The 14,000-nt window shown below is 66.8% G+C and carries 13 protein-coding genes; 5 read left to right on the top strand and 8 right to left on the bottom strand.

Going from position 1 to position 14,000, the window contains the following annotated elements:
* Positions 1-608: LemA family protein (locus ACXJL8_RS15685; protein WP_456685206.1), on the bottom strand; the 608-nt coding region annotated here is incomplete at its 3' end.
* 286 nt (positions 609-894) lie between these two features.
* Between ACXJL8_RS15685 and ACXJL8_RS15680 the strand changes: the two genes are divergently transcribed.
* Genes ACXJL8_RS15680 through ACXJL8_RS15670 form a run of 3 tightly spaced genes read left to right on the top strand, consistent with a single transcriptional unit; the run spans position 895 to position 4,117 of the window.
* The gene (locus tag ACXJL8_RS15680) at positions 895-1,749 is read left to right on the top strand and encodes an enoyl-CoA hydratase (protein ID WP_456622597.1); all 855 of its coding nucleotides are present in this window, start codon (positions 895-897) and stop codon (positions 1,747-1,749) included.
* A 5-nt stretch (positions 1,750-1,754) separates the two neighbouring features.
* The gene (locus ACXJL8_RS15675) at positions 1,755-2,903 is read left to right on the top strand and encodes an acyl-CoA dehydrogenase family protein (protein WP_456622598.1); all 1,149 of its coding nucleotides are present in this window, start codon (positions 1,755-1,757) and stop codon (positions 2,901-2,903) included.
* 17 nt (positions 2,904-2,920) lie between these two features.
* Entirely contained in the window at positions 2,921-4,117 is a 1,197-nt protein-coding gene (locus ACXJL8_RS15670; RefSeq protein WP_456622599.1) for an acyl-CoA dehydrogenase family protein, read from the top strand.
* 180 nt (positions 4,118-4,297) lie between these two features.
* Here ACXJL8_RS15670 and ACXJL8_RS15665 read toward each other — a convergent pair whose 3' ends face one another.
* From ACXJL8_RS15665 to ACXJL8_RS15655, 3 genes are all read right to left on the bottom strand, one after another.
* Positions 4,298-6,619: a xanthine dehydrogenase family protein molybdopterin-binding subunit gene (locus tag ACXJL8_RS15665; RefSeq protein ID WP_456685205.1), complete on the bottom strand. Its 2,322-nt coding sequence runs from the start codon at positions 6,617-6,619 to the stop codon at positions 4,298-4,300.
* Between the two features lie 167 nt (positions 6,620-6,786).
* Positions 6,787-7,662 (bottom strand): dihydrodipicolinate synthase family protein, encoded by an 876-nt coding sequence (locus tag ACXJL8_RS15660; RefSeq protein WP_456622601.1) that lies wholly within the window; start codon positions 7,660-7,662, stop codon positions 6,787-6,789.
* A gap of 62 nt (positions 7,663-7,724) precedes the next feature.
* A complete protein-coding gene (locus ACXJL8_RS15655) occupies positions 7,725-8,690 on the bottom strand; it encodes a VOC family protein (RefSeq protein WP_456622602.1) in 966 nt (321 codons plus the stop codon).
* Between the two features lie 183 nt (positions 8,691-8,873).
* On the opposite strand from ACXJL8_RS15655, the gene ACXJL8_RS15650 reads away from it, so the two are divergent.
* Together ACXJL8_RS15650 and ACXJL8_RS15645 are read left to right on the top strand one after the other, a co-directional pair.
* A complete protein-coding gene (locus tag ACXJL8_RS15650; protein ID WP_456685204.1) occupies positions 8,874-9,740 on the top strand; it encodes a S1C family serine protease in 867 nt (288 codons plus the stop codon).
* On the top strand, positions 9,737-10,108 hold the full coding sequence (locus ACXJL8_RS15645; protein WP_456622604.1) for a response regulator transcription factor: 372 nt from the start codon (positions 9,737-9,739) through the stop codon (positions 10,106-10,108). Before ACXJL8_RS15650 ends, ACXJL8_RS15645 begins: the two co-directional genes overlap by 4 nt.
* A 10-nt stretch (positions 10,109-10,118) precedes the next feature.
* On the opposite strand, the gene ACXJL8_RS15640 is transcribed toward ACXJL8_RS15645, so the two are convergent.
* From ACXJL8_RS15640 to ACXJL8_RS15625, 4 genes are all read right to left on the bottom strand, one after another.
* On the bottom strand, positions 10,119-11,360 hold the full coding sequence (locus ACXJL8_RS15640) for an amidohydrolase family protein (protein ID WP_456685203.1): 1,242 nt from the start codon (positions 11,358-11,360) through the stop codon (positions 10,119-10,121).
* Between the two features lie 29 nt (positions 11,361-11,389).
* Positions 11,390-12,478, bottom strand: coding sequence for a sensor histidine kinase (locus ACXJL8_RS15635; RefSeq protein WP_456622606.1), 1,089 nt, complete (start codon positions 12,476-12,478; stop codon positions 11,390-11,392).
* Positions 12,465-13,157 (bottom strand): response regulator transcription factor, encoded by a 693-nt coding sequence (locus ACXJL8_RS15630; protein WP_456622607.1) that lies wholly within the window; start codon positions 13,155-13,157, stop codon positions 12,465-12,467. Before ACXJL8_RS15630 ends, ACXJL8_RS15635 begins: the two co-directional genes overlap by 14 nt.
* Before the next feature lie 97 nt (positions 13,158-13,254).
* A complete protein-coding gene (locus tag ACXJL8_RS15625; protein WP_456622608.1) occupies positions 13,255-13,824 on the bottom strand; it encodes a hypothetical protein in 570 nt (189 codons plus the stop codon).
* Positions 13,825-14,000: the final 176 nt, after the last annotated feature.

Raw genomic sequence — 14,000 nt, 5'->3', positions numbered from 1 at the left:
TACTTCGACGGCGCGGGCGCGGGGTTGAAGTCGACCTTCGGCGCGGTCGAGATTGCCTTCTCGTTCTCGACCGAGAAATTCGGCTTCTCCTTGTAGCCGAACATCATCGCAGTGAGGTTGCTCGGGAACGAGCGGATGGTGACGTTGTAGTCCTGCACTGCCTTGATATAGCGGTTGCGCGCCACCGTGATGCGATTCTCGGTGCCTTCGAGCTGCGACATCAGGTCCTTGAACAGCGCGTCCGATTTGAGCTGCGGATAGTTCTCGGTGACGACCAGGAGCCGCGACAGCGCGCTGGAGAGCTCGCCCTGGGCGGCCTGGAACTTCTGGAAGGCGGCGGGGTCGTTCAGCACCTCCGGCGTCGCCTGGATGCTGCCGACMTTGGCGCGTGCATTGGTGACGCCGAGCAGCACATCCTTCTCCTGCTGCGCAAAACCCTTCACCGAATTGACAAGATTGGGCACGAGATCGGCGCGGCGCTGATACTGGTTCACGACCTCGGACCAGTTGGCCTTGATCTGCTCGTCCTCGCTCTGGATCGCGTTGTAGCCGCAATTGGTCAGGCTGAGCGAGGCCAGCGCCGCCAGCACGGTCAGGATCTTGCGCATCAAATTTCTCCCGGTGGAAACTGGCGCAAACTACCAGACTGAGCGCCGGGGATGCCAGCCTTCTGGCGTCATTCCGGGGCGATGCGTCAGCATCGAACCCGGAATCTCGAGATTCTCAGGTGCGCAATTGCGCACCATAGTTCGCTTCGCGCCCCGGAATGACAGCGATGAGTAGTTGTGCGCGCCCAACCGCCAGCCGATTGACGCAAGCCCCTTGCCTAATCCTGACTGAAATAGTCAACTCGCGAGAACAATAATTCCGAGACGGAAACGCCAGGGAAACGCCATGACCTCGTTCGAGACCATCCTCGTGGAGAGGCCGGAGCCGGCGATCACCCGGATCGTGATGAACCGGCCCGACGCGCGCAACGCGCAGAACCTGCAAATGACCTACGACCTCAACGCCGCCTTCGATGCGGCGGTGCAGGACGACACGGTCAAGGTGATCATCCTTGCCGGCAACGGGCCGCATTTCTCCTCTGGCCACGATTTGCGGCCCGGCGGCAAGAATGAAGCAGGCGTCGATTTTCCGCCGATCGGAAATTGGGGCGGTTTTGCTGAAGCCAACGCCCATGGCCGCTTCGCGCGCGAGCAGGAAATCTATCTCCAGATCACGCGGCGCTGGCGCAACCTCGCCAAGCCGACGATCGCCGAGGTGCACGGCAAGTGCATCGCCGGCGGCCTGATGCTGGCATGGGCCTGCGATCTCATCGTTGCCAGCGACGATGCGCAGTTCTGCGATCCCGTCGTCACCATGGGCGTGTGCGGTGTCGAATGGTTCGTGCATCCCTGGGAACTCGGCCCGCGCAAGGCCAAGGAGTTTCTGTTCACCGCCGACACATGGAGCGCACAGGAGGCGCACCAGCTCGGCATGGTCAACCAGGTGGTGCCGCGCGCGGAGCTTTCATCTTCCGTGCTGGCGCTGGCGCGCCGGATCGCATCAAAGCCATCCTTCGCGCTGAAGCTGACCAAGGAAGCCGTCAACCGCTCGGTCGACGTGATGGGGCAGCCGGCGGCGATCGACCAGGCCTTTGCGCTGCACCAGCTCTGCCACGCCCATAACCTTCAGGAGTTCGGCATGATCGTCGATCCATCCGGCCTGCATCCCTCCGTGCGCAAGCCGCCGGCGGCTGCGGAGTAGACGCGATGGATCTCAATCTGAGCGACGAGCAGCGGCTGCTGCGCGAGAGCGCGGAACGCTTCGTAGCCGAGAGCTACAATGCCGACCACCGCCGCAGGATGGCGAACGATCCGCTCGGCTTCAGCCCGGCGGTCTGGACGCAGTTCGCCGAGCTCGGCTGGCTGGCGCTGCCGATCTCCGAAGACTATGGCGGGCTCGGCGGCGGCGCGGTCGAGACCGGCATTCTGATGGAGGCGTTTGGCCGCGGGCTGGTGTCGGAGCCCTACATCGCGACGGTCGTGCTGGGGGCGGCGCTGGTCGAGCGATGCGGCGGCGCGGCGCAGAAGCAGGCGCGGCTGCCGAAGATCGCCGACGGCACGTTGAAGCTGGCGCTCGCCCATTCCGAGCGCGCGGCGCGGTTCGATCTTTCCAAGGTCGCGACGATCGCCAACAAGACGGCGCAAGGCTGGCGCCTCTCCGGCAGCAAGATCGCCGTGCTCGACGGCCATGCCGCCGACGAGATCATCGTCTCCGCGCATATCCACGATCATCAGGGCCCATCCGGGCGGATCGGCCTGTTCCTGGTGCCGGCAAAGACCCCGAGCGTTGCGATCTCCGACTACGAGCGCCTCGGCGGCGGACGCGCCTGCAACATTGAGCTGTCCGGCGTAGAGCTGCCGGAGGATGCCTTGCTCGGCGATGGGAAAGACGCGCTGCCGGCCATCGAATGGGCCGTCGATCGCGCCACGGCTGCACTCGGCGCGGAAGCCGTTGGCATCATGCAGGTGCTGCTCGACACCACGCTCGAATACACCAAAATTCGAAAACAGTTCGGCCGGCCGCTGTCCGCCAACCAGGTGATCCGCCACCGCCTCGCCGACATGGCGATGCAGGTCGACGAGGCGCGCTCGATGGCGCTGCGCGCCGCGCTGAAGGCGGACAGCCCGCCGATCGAGCGCGCACGGGCCGCATCCGGCGCGAAAGCGAAGATCGGAAAATGCGCGCGCTTTGTCGGCGAACAGTCGATCCAGCTTCACGGCGGCATGGGCGTCACCGAGGAGCTCGAGGTCGGCGCCTATTTCAAGCGGCTGGTCGCCTTCGACACGCTGTTCGGCGGCAGCGCGCACCACTACGCACGCCACGCCCGGCTCGGTCGCGCCAGCGTGCCGGCCTGAACCGAAGGGAGCGCATCATGGACTTGTCGTTCAACTCCGAGGAGCGCGCCTTCCAGGACGAGGTGCGCGGTTTCATCGCGAAGAATCTCACCGAGGAGATGAAGCGCGCGACCGCGCTGACGCCGTCCGTGTTCTCCGATCCCGATATCGGCATGGCCTGGCAGCGCGCGCTGCACGCCCAAGGCTGGGGCGCGCCGGGCTGGCCGGTCGAGCATGGCGGGCCGGACTGGACGCCGGCCCAGCGCTGGATCTTCGAGACCGAAAGCGCGCGGGCCGGTGTGCCGAACGTCAACGTGATGGGCGTCAAGATGGTCGGGCCCGTCATCATCGGCTTCGGCAGCCCTGAGCAGAAGAATTTTTACCTGCCGCGAATTCTCTCCGGCGAGGACTATTGGTGCCAGGGCTATTCCGAGCCGGGCTCGGGTTCGGATCTCTCCTCGCTGAAGACGCGCGCGGTGCGCGACGGCGACGATTACATCATCAACGGCACGAAAATCTGGACCACGCATGCCCATCACGCCAACCGCATGTTCGCGCTGGTACGCACCAGCGACGGGCCGCGGCAGCAGGACGGCATCAGCTTTGTCCTGATCGACATGACAACGCCGGGCATCACCACGCGCCCGATCCTCACCATCGGCGGTGACCACGAGGTCAACCAGGTGTTCTTCGACGACGTGCGCGTGCCGGTGGCCAACCGCGTCGGCGAGGAGGGCAAGGGCTGGACCTACGGCAAATATCTGCTCGAATTCGAGCGCGGCTCGGGGATCGCTTCGGCCAAGCTGCGCGAGGGATTGAAGGCGATCTCGGAGCTCGCCGGGTCCGATCTGACCGGTCGCGCGATCGACAGCCCGGATATCGCCACGCGCATCTCCGAGGTCGAAATCGACATCGACGCGCTGGAGATGACCGAGCTGCGCGTGCTCTCGGCGCTCCAGACCGGGCAGAATCCCGGCGCGGTGTCGTCGATCCTGAAGCTGCGCAACAGCGAAATCCGCCAGGCCGTGACACGGCTGGGCGCCGACGTGATCGGCCACGACGCCCTCGCCGTCGAGCCGATGCGTCCGCTCTACAAGCTCAACCACGAGCCGGCGACACCCGAGGACATGCTGACGGTGGTGCCGGAATATCTCAACGGCCGGGCCTACACGATCTTCGGCGGCACCTCGGAGATCCAGCGGGATATCATTGCGAAGATGATGCTGGGGATTTGAGCCGCGAACTGGCGCCACACACTCGCTGTCGTCCCGGCGAAGGCCGGGACCCATACGCCGGGAAGAGGTGTGGCGCAAAGCTGGTAATGGCCGATCTTCGCCAAACTCCGCTCGGTGGGTATGGGTCCCGGCCTTCGCCGGGACGACCAGCTGAAATTGGCGCAGCAGCGCAGGCTACAATTAACCCACCTTCGCGTCCCGGATCGCCTTCCAGATCTTCTGCGGCGTCAGGGGCGTGTTGAGCTGGGTGATGCCGAGCTCGGCGAGCGCGTCCATCACGCCGTTGGTGACGCAGGGCGGGCCGCCGATGGCGCCGGATTCGCCGCAGCCCTTGGCGCCGAGCGGATTGGTGCGGCAGGGCGCGGAGTCGTCGAGCGTCACCACGATCGGCGGAACGTCGTCGGCGCGCGGGATGCAGTAGTCCTGGTAGCTCGCGGTCAGCAACTGGCCCTCGGCATCGTAGGAGACGCCTTCGTAGAGCGCTTGTCCAATGCCCTGCGCGACGCCGCCATGGATCTGGCCGGTGACCAGCATCGGGTTCACCGCGACGCCGACATCGTCGACCGTGGTGTAGCGCACGACGCGGGAGACACCGGTCTCGGGGTCGATCTCGACCTCGCAGATATGGGTGCCGTTCGGCCAGCTCGGCCCGTCGACCTCGCCCTCGGAATCGACGCTGAGTTTTGCACCGCCCTCCTTCTCGGCGAGCTCGAACAGGCTGATGCGGCGGTCGGTGCCGACCACCGTAAGCATGCCGCCCTGATATTCGATGTCCTCGACCGAGGTCTCCAGCACGTTCGCCGCCTTCTCGCGCGCCTTCTGGATCAAATCGTTGGAGGAGACCGCGACCGCGGTGCCGCCGACGAACAGCGAGCGCGAGCCGACGCTGCCAAAGCCCATGGCGAGATCGGTGTCGCCCTGGACGACATCGATCTTGTCCATGGCAATACCGAGCGTGTCGGCGATCATCTGGGTGTAGGTGGTCTGAAGCCCCTGCCCCATTGCCATGGTGCCGGAATGCAGGATGACGCGGCCCTGCGCGGTCGCATGCAGGCTGACCTTCTCGGTATGGGCGCGGCCGCCGGTCCATTCGATGTAGGAGGTGAGCCCGCGGCCATAGAGCAGGCCCTTCTTCTTCGCGGCCTTCTTGCGCGCGGCGAAGCCGTCCCAGTCCGCAAGCTTTACGGCGCGATCCAGCATGTGCGCGAAGGCACCGGAATCGTAGACCTGGCCGGCCGCGTTGGTATAGGGCAGTTGTGCCGGCTTGATGTAGTTGGCCTTGCGGATCGCGCGCGGATCCATGCCGATTTTTCGCGCAGCCGCGTCGAACAAGCGCTCGACGATGAACACCGCTTCCGGGCGCCCGGCACCGCGATAGGCGCCGACCGGCGCGGTATGCGTCATCACCGACTTCACCTCGAAATGCACCAGCGGCAGGTCGTAGACGCCGGTCTGCACGAAGGGCCCGAGCACCAGCGGGATGATGTTGGCCGCGCCCGAGGAATACGCGCCGGTGCAACCGATCGACTTGACGCGATAGGCCAGCACCTTGCCCTTCTCGTCCAGCGCGAAGGACGCGGTCGAGGTGAGGTCGCGGCCATGGGTGCCGCCGACGAACTCGTCGGTGCGGTCGCCGCGCCAGCGGATCTTCCTGTTCAGCCTGGTCGCGGCATAGGCCACGATGCCGTCCTCGGGATAGAGATTGGTCTTCTGGCCGARGCCGCCGCCGATGTCGCCGACCAGCACACGCACGCTGTCCTTGGGACGCTTCAGCACGGCCTCCGCCAGCACGTCGCGGGTCGAGGCCGGGGTCTGCGACTGCACGTGCAGGAGCAGACGTCCGGTCTTCTTGTCGATCTCGGCAATGGTCGAGCGCGGCTCCATCGCCGACGGCACCAGGCGCTGGCTGACGATATCGAGCTCGACCGTATGCGCGGCGCTGGCGAAGGCTTCATCCGCCTTGGCGGCATCGCCATAGCTCATCGCGCCGACGATGTTGTCGGGCGCCTCGGGCCACACCACGGGCGCGCCGGGCTTCACCGCCTCGACCGGATCGACCACGGCCGGCTGAACGTCATATTCGACCACGATGGCTTCGGCGGCGCTCTGCGCCTCAGTACGCGACGAGGCAACCACCGCCGCCACCGCCTCGCCGGCATAGCGCACGATCTCATGGGCGAGTAGCCGGCGCGGCGGCACCGTCATCGGCTTGCCGTCGGGGCGCTTGAAGATGCTCAGCGTCGGAATGGTGCCGATGTCGTCCTTGATCAGATCGACGCCGGTGTAGATCGCGGTGACGCCGGGCATCGCGGCCGCCGCGCTGGCGTCGATCGAGACGATCCTGGCGTGCGCATGCGGCGAACGCAGCACATGCAACCACAGCGCGCCGTCCTCCGGCTTGTCGTCGATGAATTGCCCCTTCCCGGTGAGCAGCCGCTGGTCTTCCAAACGCTTGACGGGCTGCCCCGCTCCGAAACGCAAATTGCCGGGAAGAATGTTCATTCCGTGGGGTCCTTGAGGTCTCTTGAAATGCGGCAGCCTTTTAGCGGATCGAGGCAGGCGAGACCAGCCGCGGTTTTGGGCGGGATATCCACGATTTCGGCATGCCCGGGCTTGTGGTGGAGGCCGTCATTCCGGGGCGATGCGCAGCATCGAACCCGGAATGACAGCTATGCCAGCTCCCTGAGCGCCGCTTCCACGACCTTGCGCGCATCGGCCGTCAGCGCGGCCTGCGGCGGGACGGGGTCACCGACGTCGTAGCCCTGGATCGAAAGCCCGGCCTTGATGCAGGCGGCGAGGTTGAAGCGGGCGAAGGTCTCGTTGATGCGCCACAGCCTGCGCTGAAGCACCATGGCCTCGTCCCAGCGGCCGGCATTGCAGAGGTCGTAGAGCGCGACGCTCTGGCGCGGAATGATGCAGGCCGGGCCCGCCATCCAGCCGAGCCCGCCGATCAGCATCACCGCGGCCGGAATGTGGGCGGAGGCCGAGAACACGCGCAAGCCATCGCCGCAGCGGTTCATGATCGAGAGCAGCCGGCCGGTGTTGGTCGAGGCGTCCTTGATGTAGCCGATGCGCGGATGTTCGGCGAGGCGCGCGATGACGTCGAGCGTGAGATCGGAGCGCTGGAATTGCGGATTGGTGTAGATGACGACGGGAATATCCACCGCATCCGCGATGGCGCGGAAATAGGATTCGACCTGGGCGTCGGCGAGCGGGAAATAAGCCTCCAGGATCGCCAGGATGCCGTCGGCGCCGAGCTTCTGGTAGGCCTTCGCCTGGGCCACCGCATCCGCCGTCGAGGTCGAGGCGACGCCGGCCACCACGGGCACGCGGCCCTTCGCGGCCTCGATCGTGGTCTGCACCACCGCCGTGCGTTGCGCGGCGTTGAGGTAGGCGAATTCGCCGGTCGACCCCAGCGGCGTCAACCCGTGCACACCGGCGCCGATCAGGTCGTCGCAGAGTTTCGCGAGCACGTTCCTGCGCACCGCGCCGTCGGCATCGACGGGCGAGACGAGATACGGGAAGACGCCGTGGAAATCGAGCATGTCAGGGGGATCCCGGAAACTGGTTTGCGCCTGACGGGTCTTAGCAATGCCTGCGCGGGCGATCAAACCCTGAGCAGCCGCACCCGCGTGCCCCAGGGATCGACGGCCTCCACGCCGTCCGCAAGCGCCGTGACTTTCGCGCCACCCTTGCGCAGCCGCTCTTCCTGTGCGGCGAGCAGCTCCTGCTTCGCCGTCACCAGCGAGAACCAGGCGAGCCCGGTCGTGGCATCATCCCGTTGGCCGGCGCCCTGGCTCTGCCAGACGTTCATGCCGAGGTGATGATGATAGCGGCCCGACGACAGGAACGCCGCGCCATTGCGCTTGCGGGTCGGGTCGAGGCCGACAGCGCCGTGGTAGAAGCTTTCCGCCTGCGCGAGATCGCCGACGCGCAAATGCATGTGGCCGATGCGCATTCCGTCCGGCGCCTTGGCGTAGTCGGGAATGCGCGAGTTGGTCAGCGACAGCAGGTCGGGGATGTTGAGCTCGTCGGTCGCCATCTTCACGCTGCCCTCGCTCCATTGCCATTGCGAGGGATCGCGGTCGGCATAGACCTCGATGCCGTTGCCTTCGGGATCGTCGAGATAGACGGATTCGCTGACGAGATGATCGGCAAAGCCCGACAGCGGCACGCGATGCGAAGCCGCATGCACCAGCCAGCGCGCGAGATCCTTGCGCGTCGGCATCAGGAATGCGGTGTGGTAGAGGCCGGCTGCATTGCGCGGCTCGATCGCCGCTTCGGGACGGGCCTCGAGCACGAGCAGCGTGATGCCGGCCGTGCCGAGCTTCGCGGCTGTGGCCGAGCGCTCCATCACGGCCAGCCCGATCACGTCGCGGTAGTAGTCGGCCACCGTGTCGAGATTCTTGACCCGGAGCGTCACCATGCCGACCCGCATCGGCGTGCGGCTGGCATAGGTCGGCCCGGTGCCTTGCGCAGTGCCCTCGGCCCGCGCCGCGGCCGCGGCGGCCATCGCGAGCGAGGTGGCGCCGGCGAGTTGCAGCAGGGTGCGGCGGGTGAGGTCGATGGTCATCGGTCAGGGCTCGCTGGAAACGTTTAGGGCCTTGCGGCGCAATGTCGGCCGATTGCTACACGTTCCCGTGAGCGGCTCCCAATCACATGTTCGTCGGCCGGCGCCGGCTCTGTCCTGGCCACCCGGCCAGTTTCGCAATCGCCCGCGACATCCCAGATTGAGGACAACTTACAGGAGACCGCCATGACCGCCCCAACTCCTCTGTCTTCACTGTCGTCCGCGCTCGCGGACGTCGTGGCGCGCACCGCGCCCTCCGTCGTCTCCGTGCATTCGCATCGCTCCCGCGCGACCGGCTTCGTCTGGAAGCCCGGCCTGATCGTCACCGCCGACGAGGCGCTGGCCGACGAGGGCGAGGTCGAGATCGGCCTCCCCGACGGCAGCCGGGTCGCCGCCACGATCGCCGGCCGCGACCATACGACCGACATCGCGCTGCTGCGTGCCGAGATTGGCGTCGCGCCGGTCAAGCTGGCCGCGACGGTCCCGCCCCTCGGCACCTTGTCGGTTGTCGTGGCCACCAACCGCGACACGCCGAGCGCCGCGCTTGGCATGGTGTCGGCATCCGGCAGGAGCTGGCGCTCCTTGCGCGGCGGCGACATCGATGCGCGGATCGAGCTCGACGTTCGCCTGCGTCCCGGCCAGGAAGGCGGCCTCGCGCTCGACGCGACGGGTGAAGCTTTCGGCATGGCTGTGCTCGGACCGCGGCGCGTACTGGTGATCCCGACGGCGACGATCGAGCGCATCGCGCCGCAGTTAGAGGCGCGCGGCCGCATCGCGCGCGGATATCTCGGGCTCGGACTCCAGCCGGTGCGGCTCGACGTCGGTATCGGCGCGATGGTGATGAGTGTCGACAAGGCCGGGCCTTCGGCGGCGGCCGGCATTCGCCAGGGCGACGTGATCGTGGCGGTCAACGACCAGAAACTGTCCGGCGTGCGCGCGCTGTCGCGGACGCTGGGACCTTCGAGCGTCGGCGCCGTGGTCGATGTCGCGGTGCGCCGCGGCGGCGAGCCGATCAGCTTCAAGGTCACGGTCGGCGAGAGGCCGGAGGCGTGAGCGAGGACAAGCTGCCGGAGATCCTGCTGTCCCTGGAGATCGACGATCCCGCTCTCGCCGACCGCCTGGCTGCGCTGCTCGGCAATGTCGCCGGGCTGCGCCTCGCCGCGCCCGGCGAGCAGGCCGCGGCGACGATCGTTGTCCGCGATCCGCGCGGCATGCCCGAGGATATCGCGCTGACGCAGCGCGAGCTCGACGTGCTGGCGCTGATGGCCGAGGGCGCCTCCAACAAGATGATCGCGCGTCAGCTCGGCATCTCCGTGCACACCGTGAAATTCCATGTCGGCTCGCTGCTCGACAAGCTCGACGCCACCGGCCGCACCGATGCGGTGGCGCATGCGGCGCGCCGCGGCGTCATCGAGCTCTGAGCAGCGCGCGTCACCCGGACGGCACCATTTGTGCGAGCGTGCGCATGCGGTCGGCGTCCACGATCCGGCCATGGCTGATGACGATGCGGGGTGGGGTGTGGAAGCGCAACGCCTCGGTCACGTCGGCCTGGTCGAGGACGACGAGATTGGCCGCGCAGCCAAGCCCGAGGCCGTAGCGCTCCAGGTTCATTGCCGTCGCGGCGCGCGTGGTGATCATGTCGTAGAGCACATCGAGCTCGCTCTTCTTCGTCATCCACAAGAGATGCGCGGCAAGGAAGGCCACTTCCAGCATGTTGTTGCGGCCGAGCGGGTAATAGGCGTCCGAAATGTCGTCCTGCCCGAGGCAGACATTGATGTCGGCGGCCAGCAGCTCCTTCACCCGCGCGTGCAGCGGACCGGTATGGGGATCGCTGACGATACTGACCCGCGCTTCCCGAAGCAGTGCCGTCAGCTCCCGCAGATAAGCCTCGGGATAGAGCGCCATCGCACGGCAGTGATGCGCAAGCGCCCGGCCCTCGACGCCACGCGCGATCATCGCGCGCGCCATCATGTCGAGCGTGCGCATATCGGCGTCGCCGACATCGTCCAGCAGCATCGAGATTTCGGCGCCATGCTCGGCCGCGAGATCGAAGCAGAAATCGACGTGGCGCCGCCTGTCGTCCTCGCCGGCTTCGATCCAGGGAATGCCGCCGACGACGTCGGCGCCGAGCGCCATCGCCTTGCGCATCAGGCCGTCGGCGCCGGGCTCGCGAAACAGGCCGTMCTGGGGAAAGGCGACCACCTGGATGTCGACGATGCCGCGAAACTCCTCGCGCACCGCGAGCAGCGCCTTGATGCCCTCGAGCCGGGCCTTGGTGTCGACATCGGCGAAGGCGCGGATGTGGAGGTTGCCGTGGAGCGCGGCCAGCGCCACTGCGCGCCGTGCGTTCGGAATGATCCATGACGCGTCGTAGCTGCTCTTGACCGCCGCGGCGAGATCGACCGCCTTCGCCGCCTCGCTCATGCCTCCGCCCTGATAGGCTTCCAGCGCCTCCTCCGACATCATCGGCAGCGTCCAGACCTTGCAGAGATGCAGGTGCGGATTGACATAGGCGGGCGTCACCAGGCCGCCCTTCGCATCGACGAAGGCCTGTGCGCCGGTTTCGAGCCTGCTGCCGATTGCCGTAATCGTGCCGCCGGTGATGGCGATGTCGACGATCTCGCGGCTGCGCATGCGGGCGTTGGTGACGATGATGTCGGGCAGGCGGGACATTGCGGGACTTCCACTCGAGACGCGGACGATCATGCAAATTGGGTGCCGGACTGGTGCGACGGGAAGCTGAGCTGGACCGTCAGGCCCGGCGCCTTATCATGCAGCGCGATCTCGGCGCCATGAAGGCGCGCAACTGCCGCAACGAGGCTCAGGCCTAGCCCGTTGCCCGGCGTGTAGCGGCTCTGCTCGAGCCGGTAGAAGCGCTTGAAGACGTGATCGCGCTGGTCGGCCGGAATGCCCGGCCCATCGTCGGCGATCGCGATCATCGCACCTCCGCCGGCGTTGCGGCAGGTCACGGTCACCTGCCCGCCCGCGCGGCCGTGCTTGATCGCATTGTCGACGAGATTGGCGATGGCATCGAACAGGAGGTCGCGATCGCCGGTCACGGTCACCTCGCTGTCGCCGTCGAGGCTGAGGCCGGTCGCAACCTGCTCGGCGGCGGCATCGTAGAGCTCGACGACCTCGCCGGCGATCTCGGCGAGGTTGAGCGCACGAAAGGCGCTCCTGCGGGCACGCGTCTCGATCTCCGAGATCCGCGTGATGGAGGCGAACATGCCGAGCACCGCGTCGAGATCGGCGATGGTGTCGCCGATCAGGGCCGCATCAGCATCGCCGTTGCGCTGGTTGTGATAGGCCTTTTCCAGCCGGCCGCGCATCCGCGTCAGCGGCGTGCGCAGATCGTGGGCGACGTTGTCGCTGACCTGCTTGACCTCGCCCATCAGCGTTTCGATGCGATCGAGCATCTGGTTGAGGTTTTCGGCGACGCGGTCCCATTCGTCGTGGCTGCCGCGCAAGGGGATACGCTGGTCGAGGCCCGACAGCATGATGGCGCGGCTAGTGGCGTTGATCTCTTCGATCCGCCCGACCGTACGCCGGGTCACCAGCACGGCGGCGAGGCCGGCCAGCACCAGCAGCAGCACGGCGACCGCGGCCATCGCGAGCCCGATCATGTCCTTGAAGCCGTCGTGATCGCCGACATTGCCGAGCCGGCTCTGCACATAGGCGAGCGTGCCGAAATAGACGTAGGCCATGATCGCCGCGACGATCAGTCCGAACGCCGCGATCGCCAGCAGCGCCAGCCTGAAGGTTGACGAACGAAGCGTCTTAACCAGGAGCACGGAGGCAATATCCGATGCCGCGGATGGTGTGGATCAGCGGATAATCCTGGCTGTCATCGACCTTGCGGCGGACGCGCCCGACATAGACGTCGATGATGTTGGTGGAGGGATCGAAGTGCAGGTCCCAGACGTGCTGGAGCAGCATCGCGCGGGACACGACGCGTCCTTCGTTGCGGACCAAATATTCGAGCAGCTGGAACTCGCGCGGCAGCAGCGGGATCTTCCGGCCGCGGCGGCTGGCGTTGCGCGCGATCAGGTCGATGGCGAGATCGCCAACCCGCAGGATGGTTTCCTTGGCAATGGTCTCGCTGCGGCGGCCGAGCGCTTCCAGCCGCGCCAGCAGCTCGACGAAGGAGAACGGCTTGACCAGGTAATCGTCGCCGCCGGCGCGCAAGCCGCGCACGCGGTCATCGACCTCGCCGAGCGCGGAAATGATCAGGAAGGGCGCGGCGATGCCATCGTCGCGCAGCTGCCGCATCACCGCGATGCCGTCGATGTCGGGCAGCATGCGGTCGATGGTGATCACGGCATAATCGCGCGCCACGCCGTGGCTCAGCGCCTCGCGGCCGGTCGCGGCGAGATCGACGTCGTAACCCGAGATCGTCAGTTCCTCGACGAGCTGGCCTGCGGTTTCCGGATCGTCCTCGACGACCAGGATGCGGCGGTGACCTCCGGTCATGACAAACTCCGCGCGACGGTCGCCACCAGACTATCCCGTTCCGGGGCTGAGCGGAACCGCCCGGTGGCGATCGCGACAATGGTGCGGTACGGCGATGCTAGTACCAACTGTCTCCGCACACATTGACCCATTGCCATCCATAGGCTGTCCAGCTCCTTTGCCAGCAGCCGTCGTCGTAATAGTTGGCATAGAAGTACGGCGCGCCGACGAAGGCGAACCGGTGGAAGCGGTGATGGCGGAAGAAAAAGGCATGTCGGCCGATGAAGGGCCTGCCGTGCCAGCCCGGGCCAGCAAACCGTGGGCCGAAAGCGGCGCGGGTCGCTAATGGTGCACCGGCAAAACGCGGCCCGATGGCAGCGCGGGCGGCCATTGGCGAACCGGCGAAGCGGGCGCCGCCGAAGCCTGGCCCGCCGGCGAAACGCGCACCGCCCATGCCACCGACATGCATGCCGCCGCCGCGCATCCCGCCGCCAAACCCGCCTGCGTGCATCCCGCCGCCGAAGCCGCCATGGCCGCCACCGCCGAAGCCACCATGTCCGCCACCGCCGAAGCCGCCGCCATGACCACCGCCGCCGCCACCGCCGCCACGGGCAAGGACCGGTGAAGCGAGCGCCATCACCGCGGCGATCGTCACCGCGGTGACGCCTTTGAGAAGCTTGTTGTCCATCGAAGCATCCTCCGTGCTGCGCGGCGACACTCACGCCGCGCCAGGAGGATCAGATGAGAGGAAGGGACAGGCACCTTCAACTTACAAACGCGCCAGATTCTGACGCGGAAGTCAGGAAGGCGTCGCTCTGTCACTCCCTCGCCCCGTTCTTACGGGGAGAGGGTGGGGTGAGGGGC

Source organism: Bradyrhizobium sp. P5_C11_2, assembly GCF_054049755.1.
This window is presented reverse-complemented; position numbering and strand designations above follow the sequence as displayed.

Bases quoted from the DNA above. Each gene is read 5' to 3' on its own strand.
- ACXJL8_RS15625 (WP_456622608.1), bottom strand. From the start codon at position 13,824: ATGGACAACAAGCTTCTCAAAGGCGTCACCGCGGTGACGATCGCCGCG.
- ACXJL8_RS15660 (WP_456622601.1), bottom strand. From the start codon at position 7,662: ATGCTCGATTTCCACGGCGTCTTCCCGTATCTCGTCTCGCCCGTCGAT.
- ACXJL8_RS15630 (WP_456622607.1), bottom strand. From the start codon at position 13,157: ATGACCGGAGGTCACCGCCGCATCCTGGTCGTCGAGGACGATCCGGAA.
- ACXJL8_RS15680 (WP_456622597.1), top strand. From the start codon at position 895: ATGACCTCGTTCGAGACCATCCTCGTGGAGAGGCCGGAGCCGGCGATC.
- ACXJL8_RS15675 (WP_456622598.1), top strand. From the start codon at position 1,755: ATGGATCTCAATCTGAGCGACGAGCAGCGGCTGCTGCGCGAGAGCGCG.
- ACXJL8_RS15670 (WP_456622599.1), top strand. From the start codon at position 2,921: ATGGACTTGTCGTTCAACTCCGAGGAGCGCGCCTTCCAGGACGAGGTG.
- ACXJL8_RS15650 (WP_456685204.1), top strand. From the start codon at position 8,874: ATGACCGCCCCAACTCCTCTGTCTTCACTGTCGTCCGCGCTCGCGGAC.
- ACXJL8_RS15655 (WP_456622602.1), bottom strand. From the start codon at position 8,690: ATGACCATCGACCTCACCCGCCGCACCCTGCTGCAACTCGCCGGCGCC.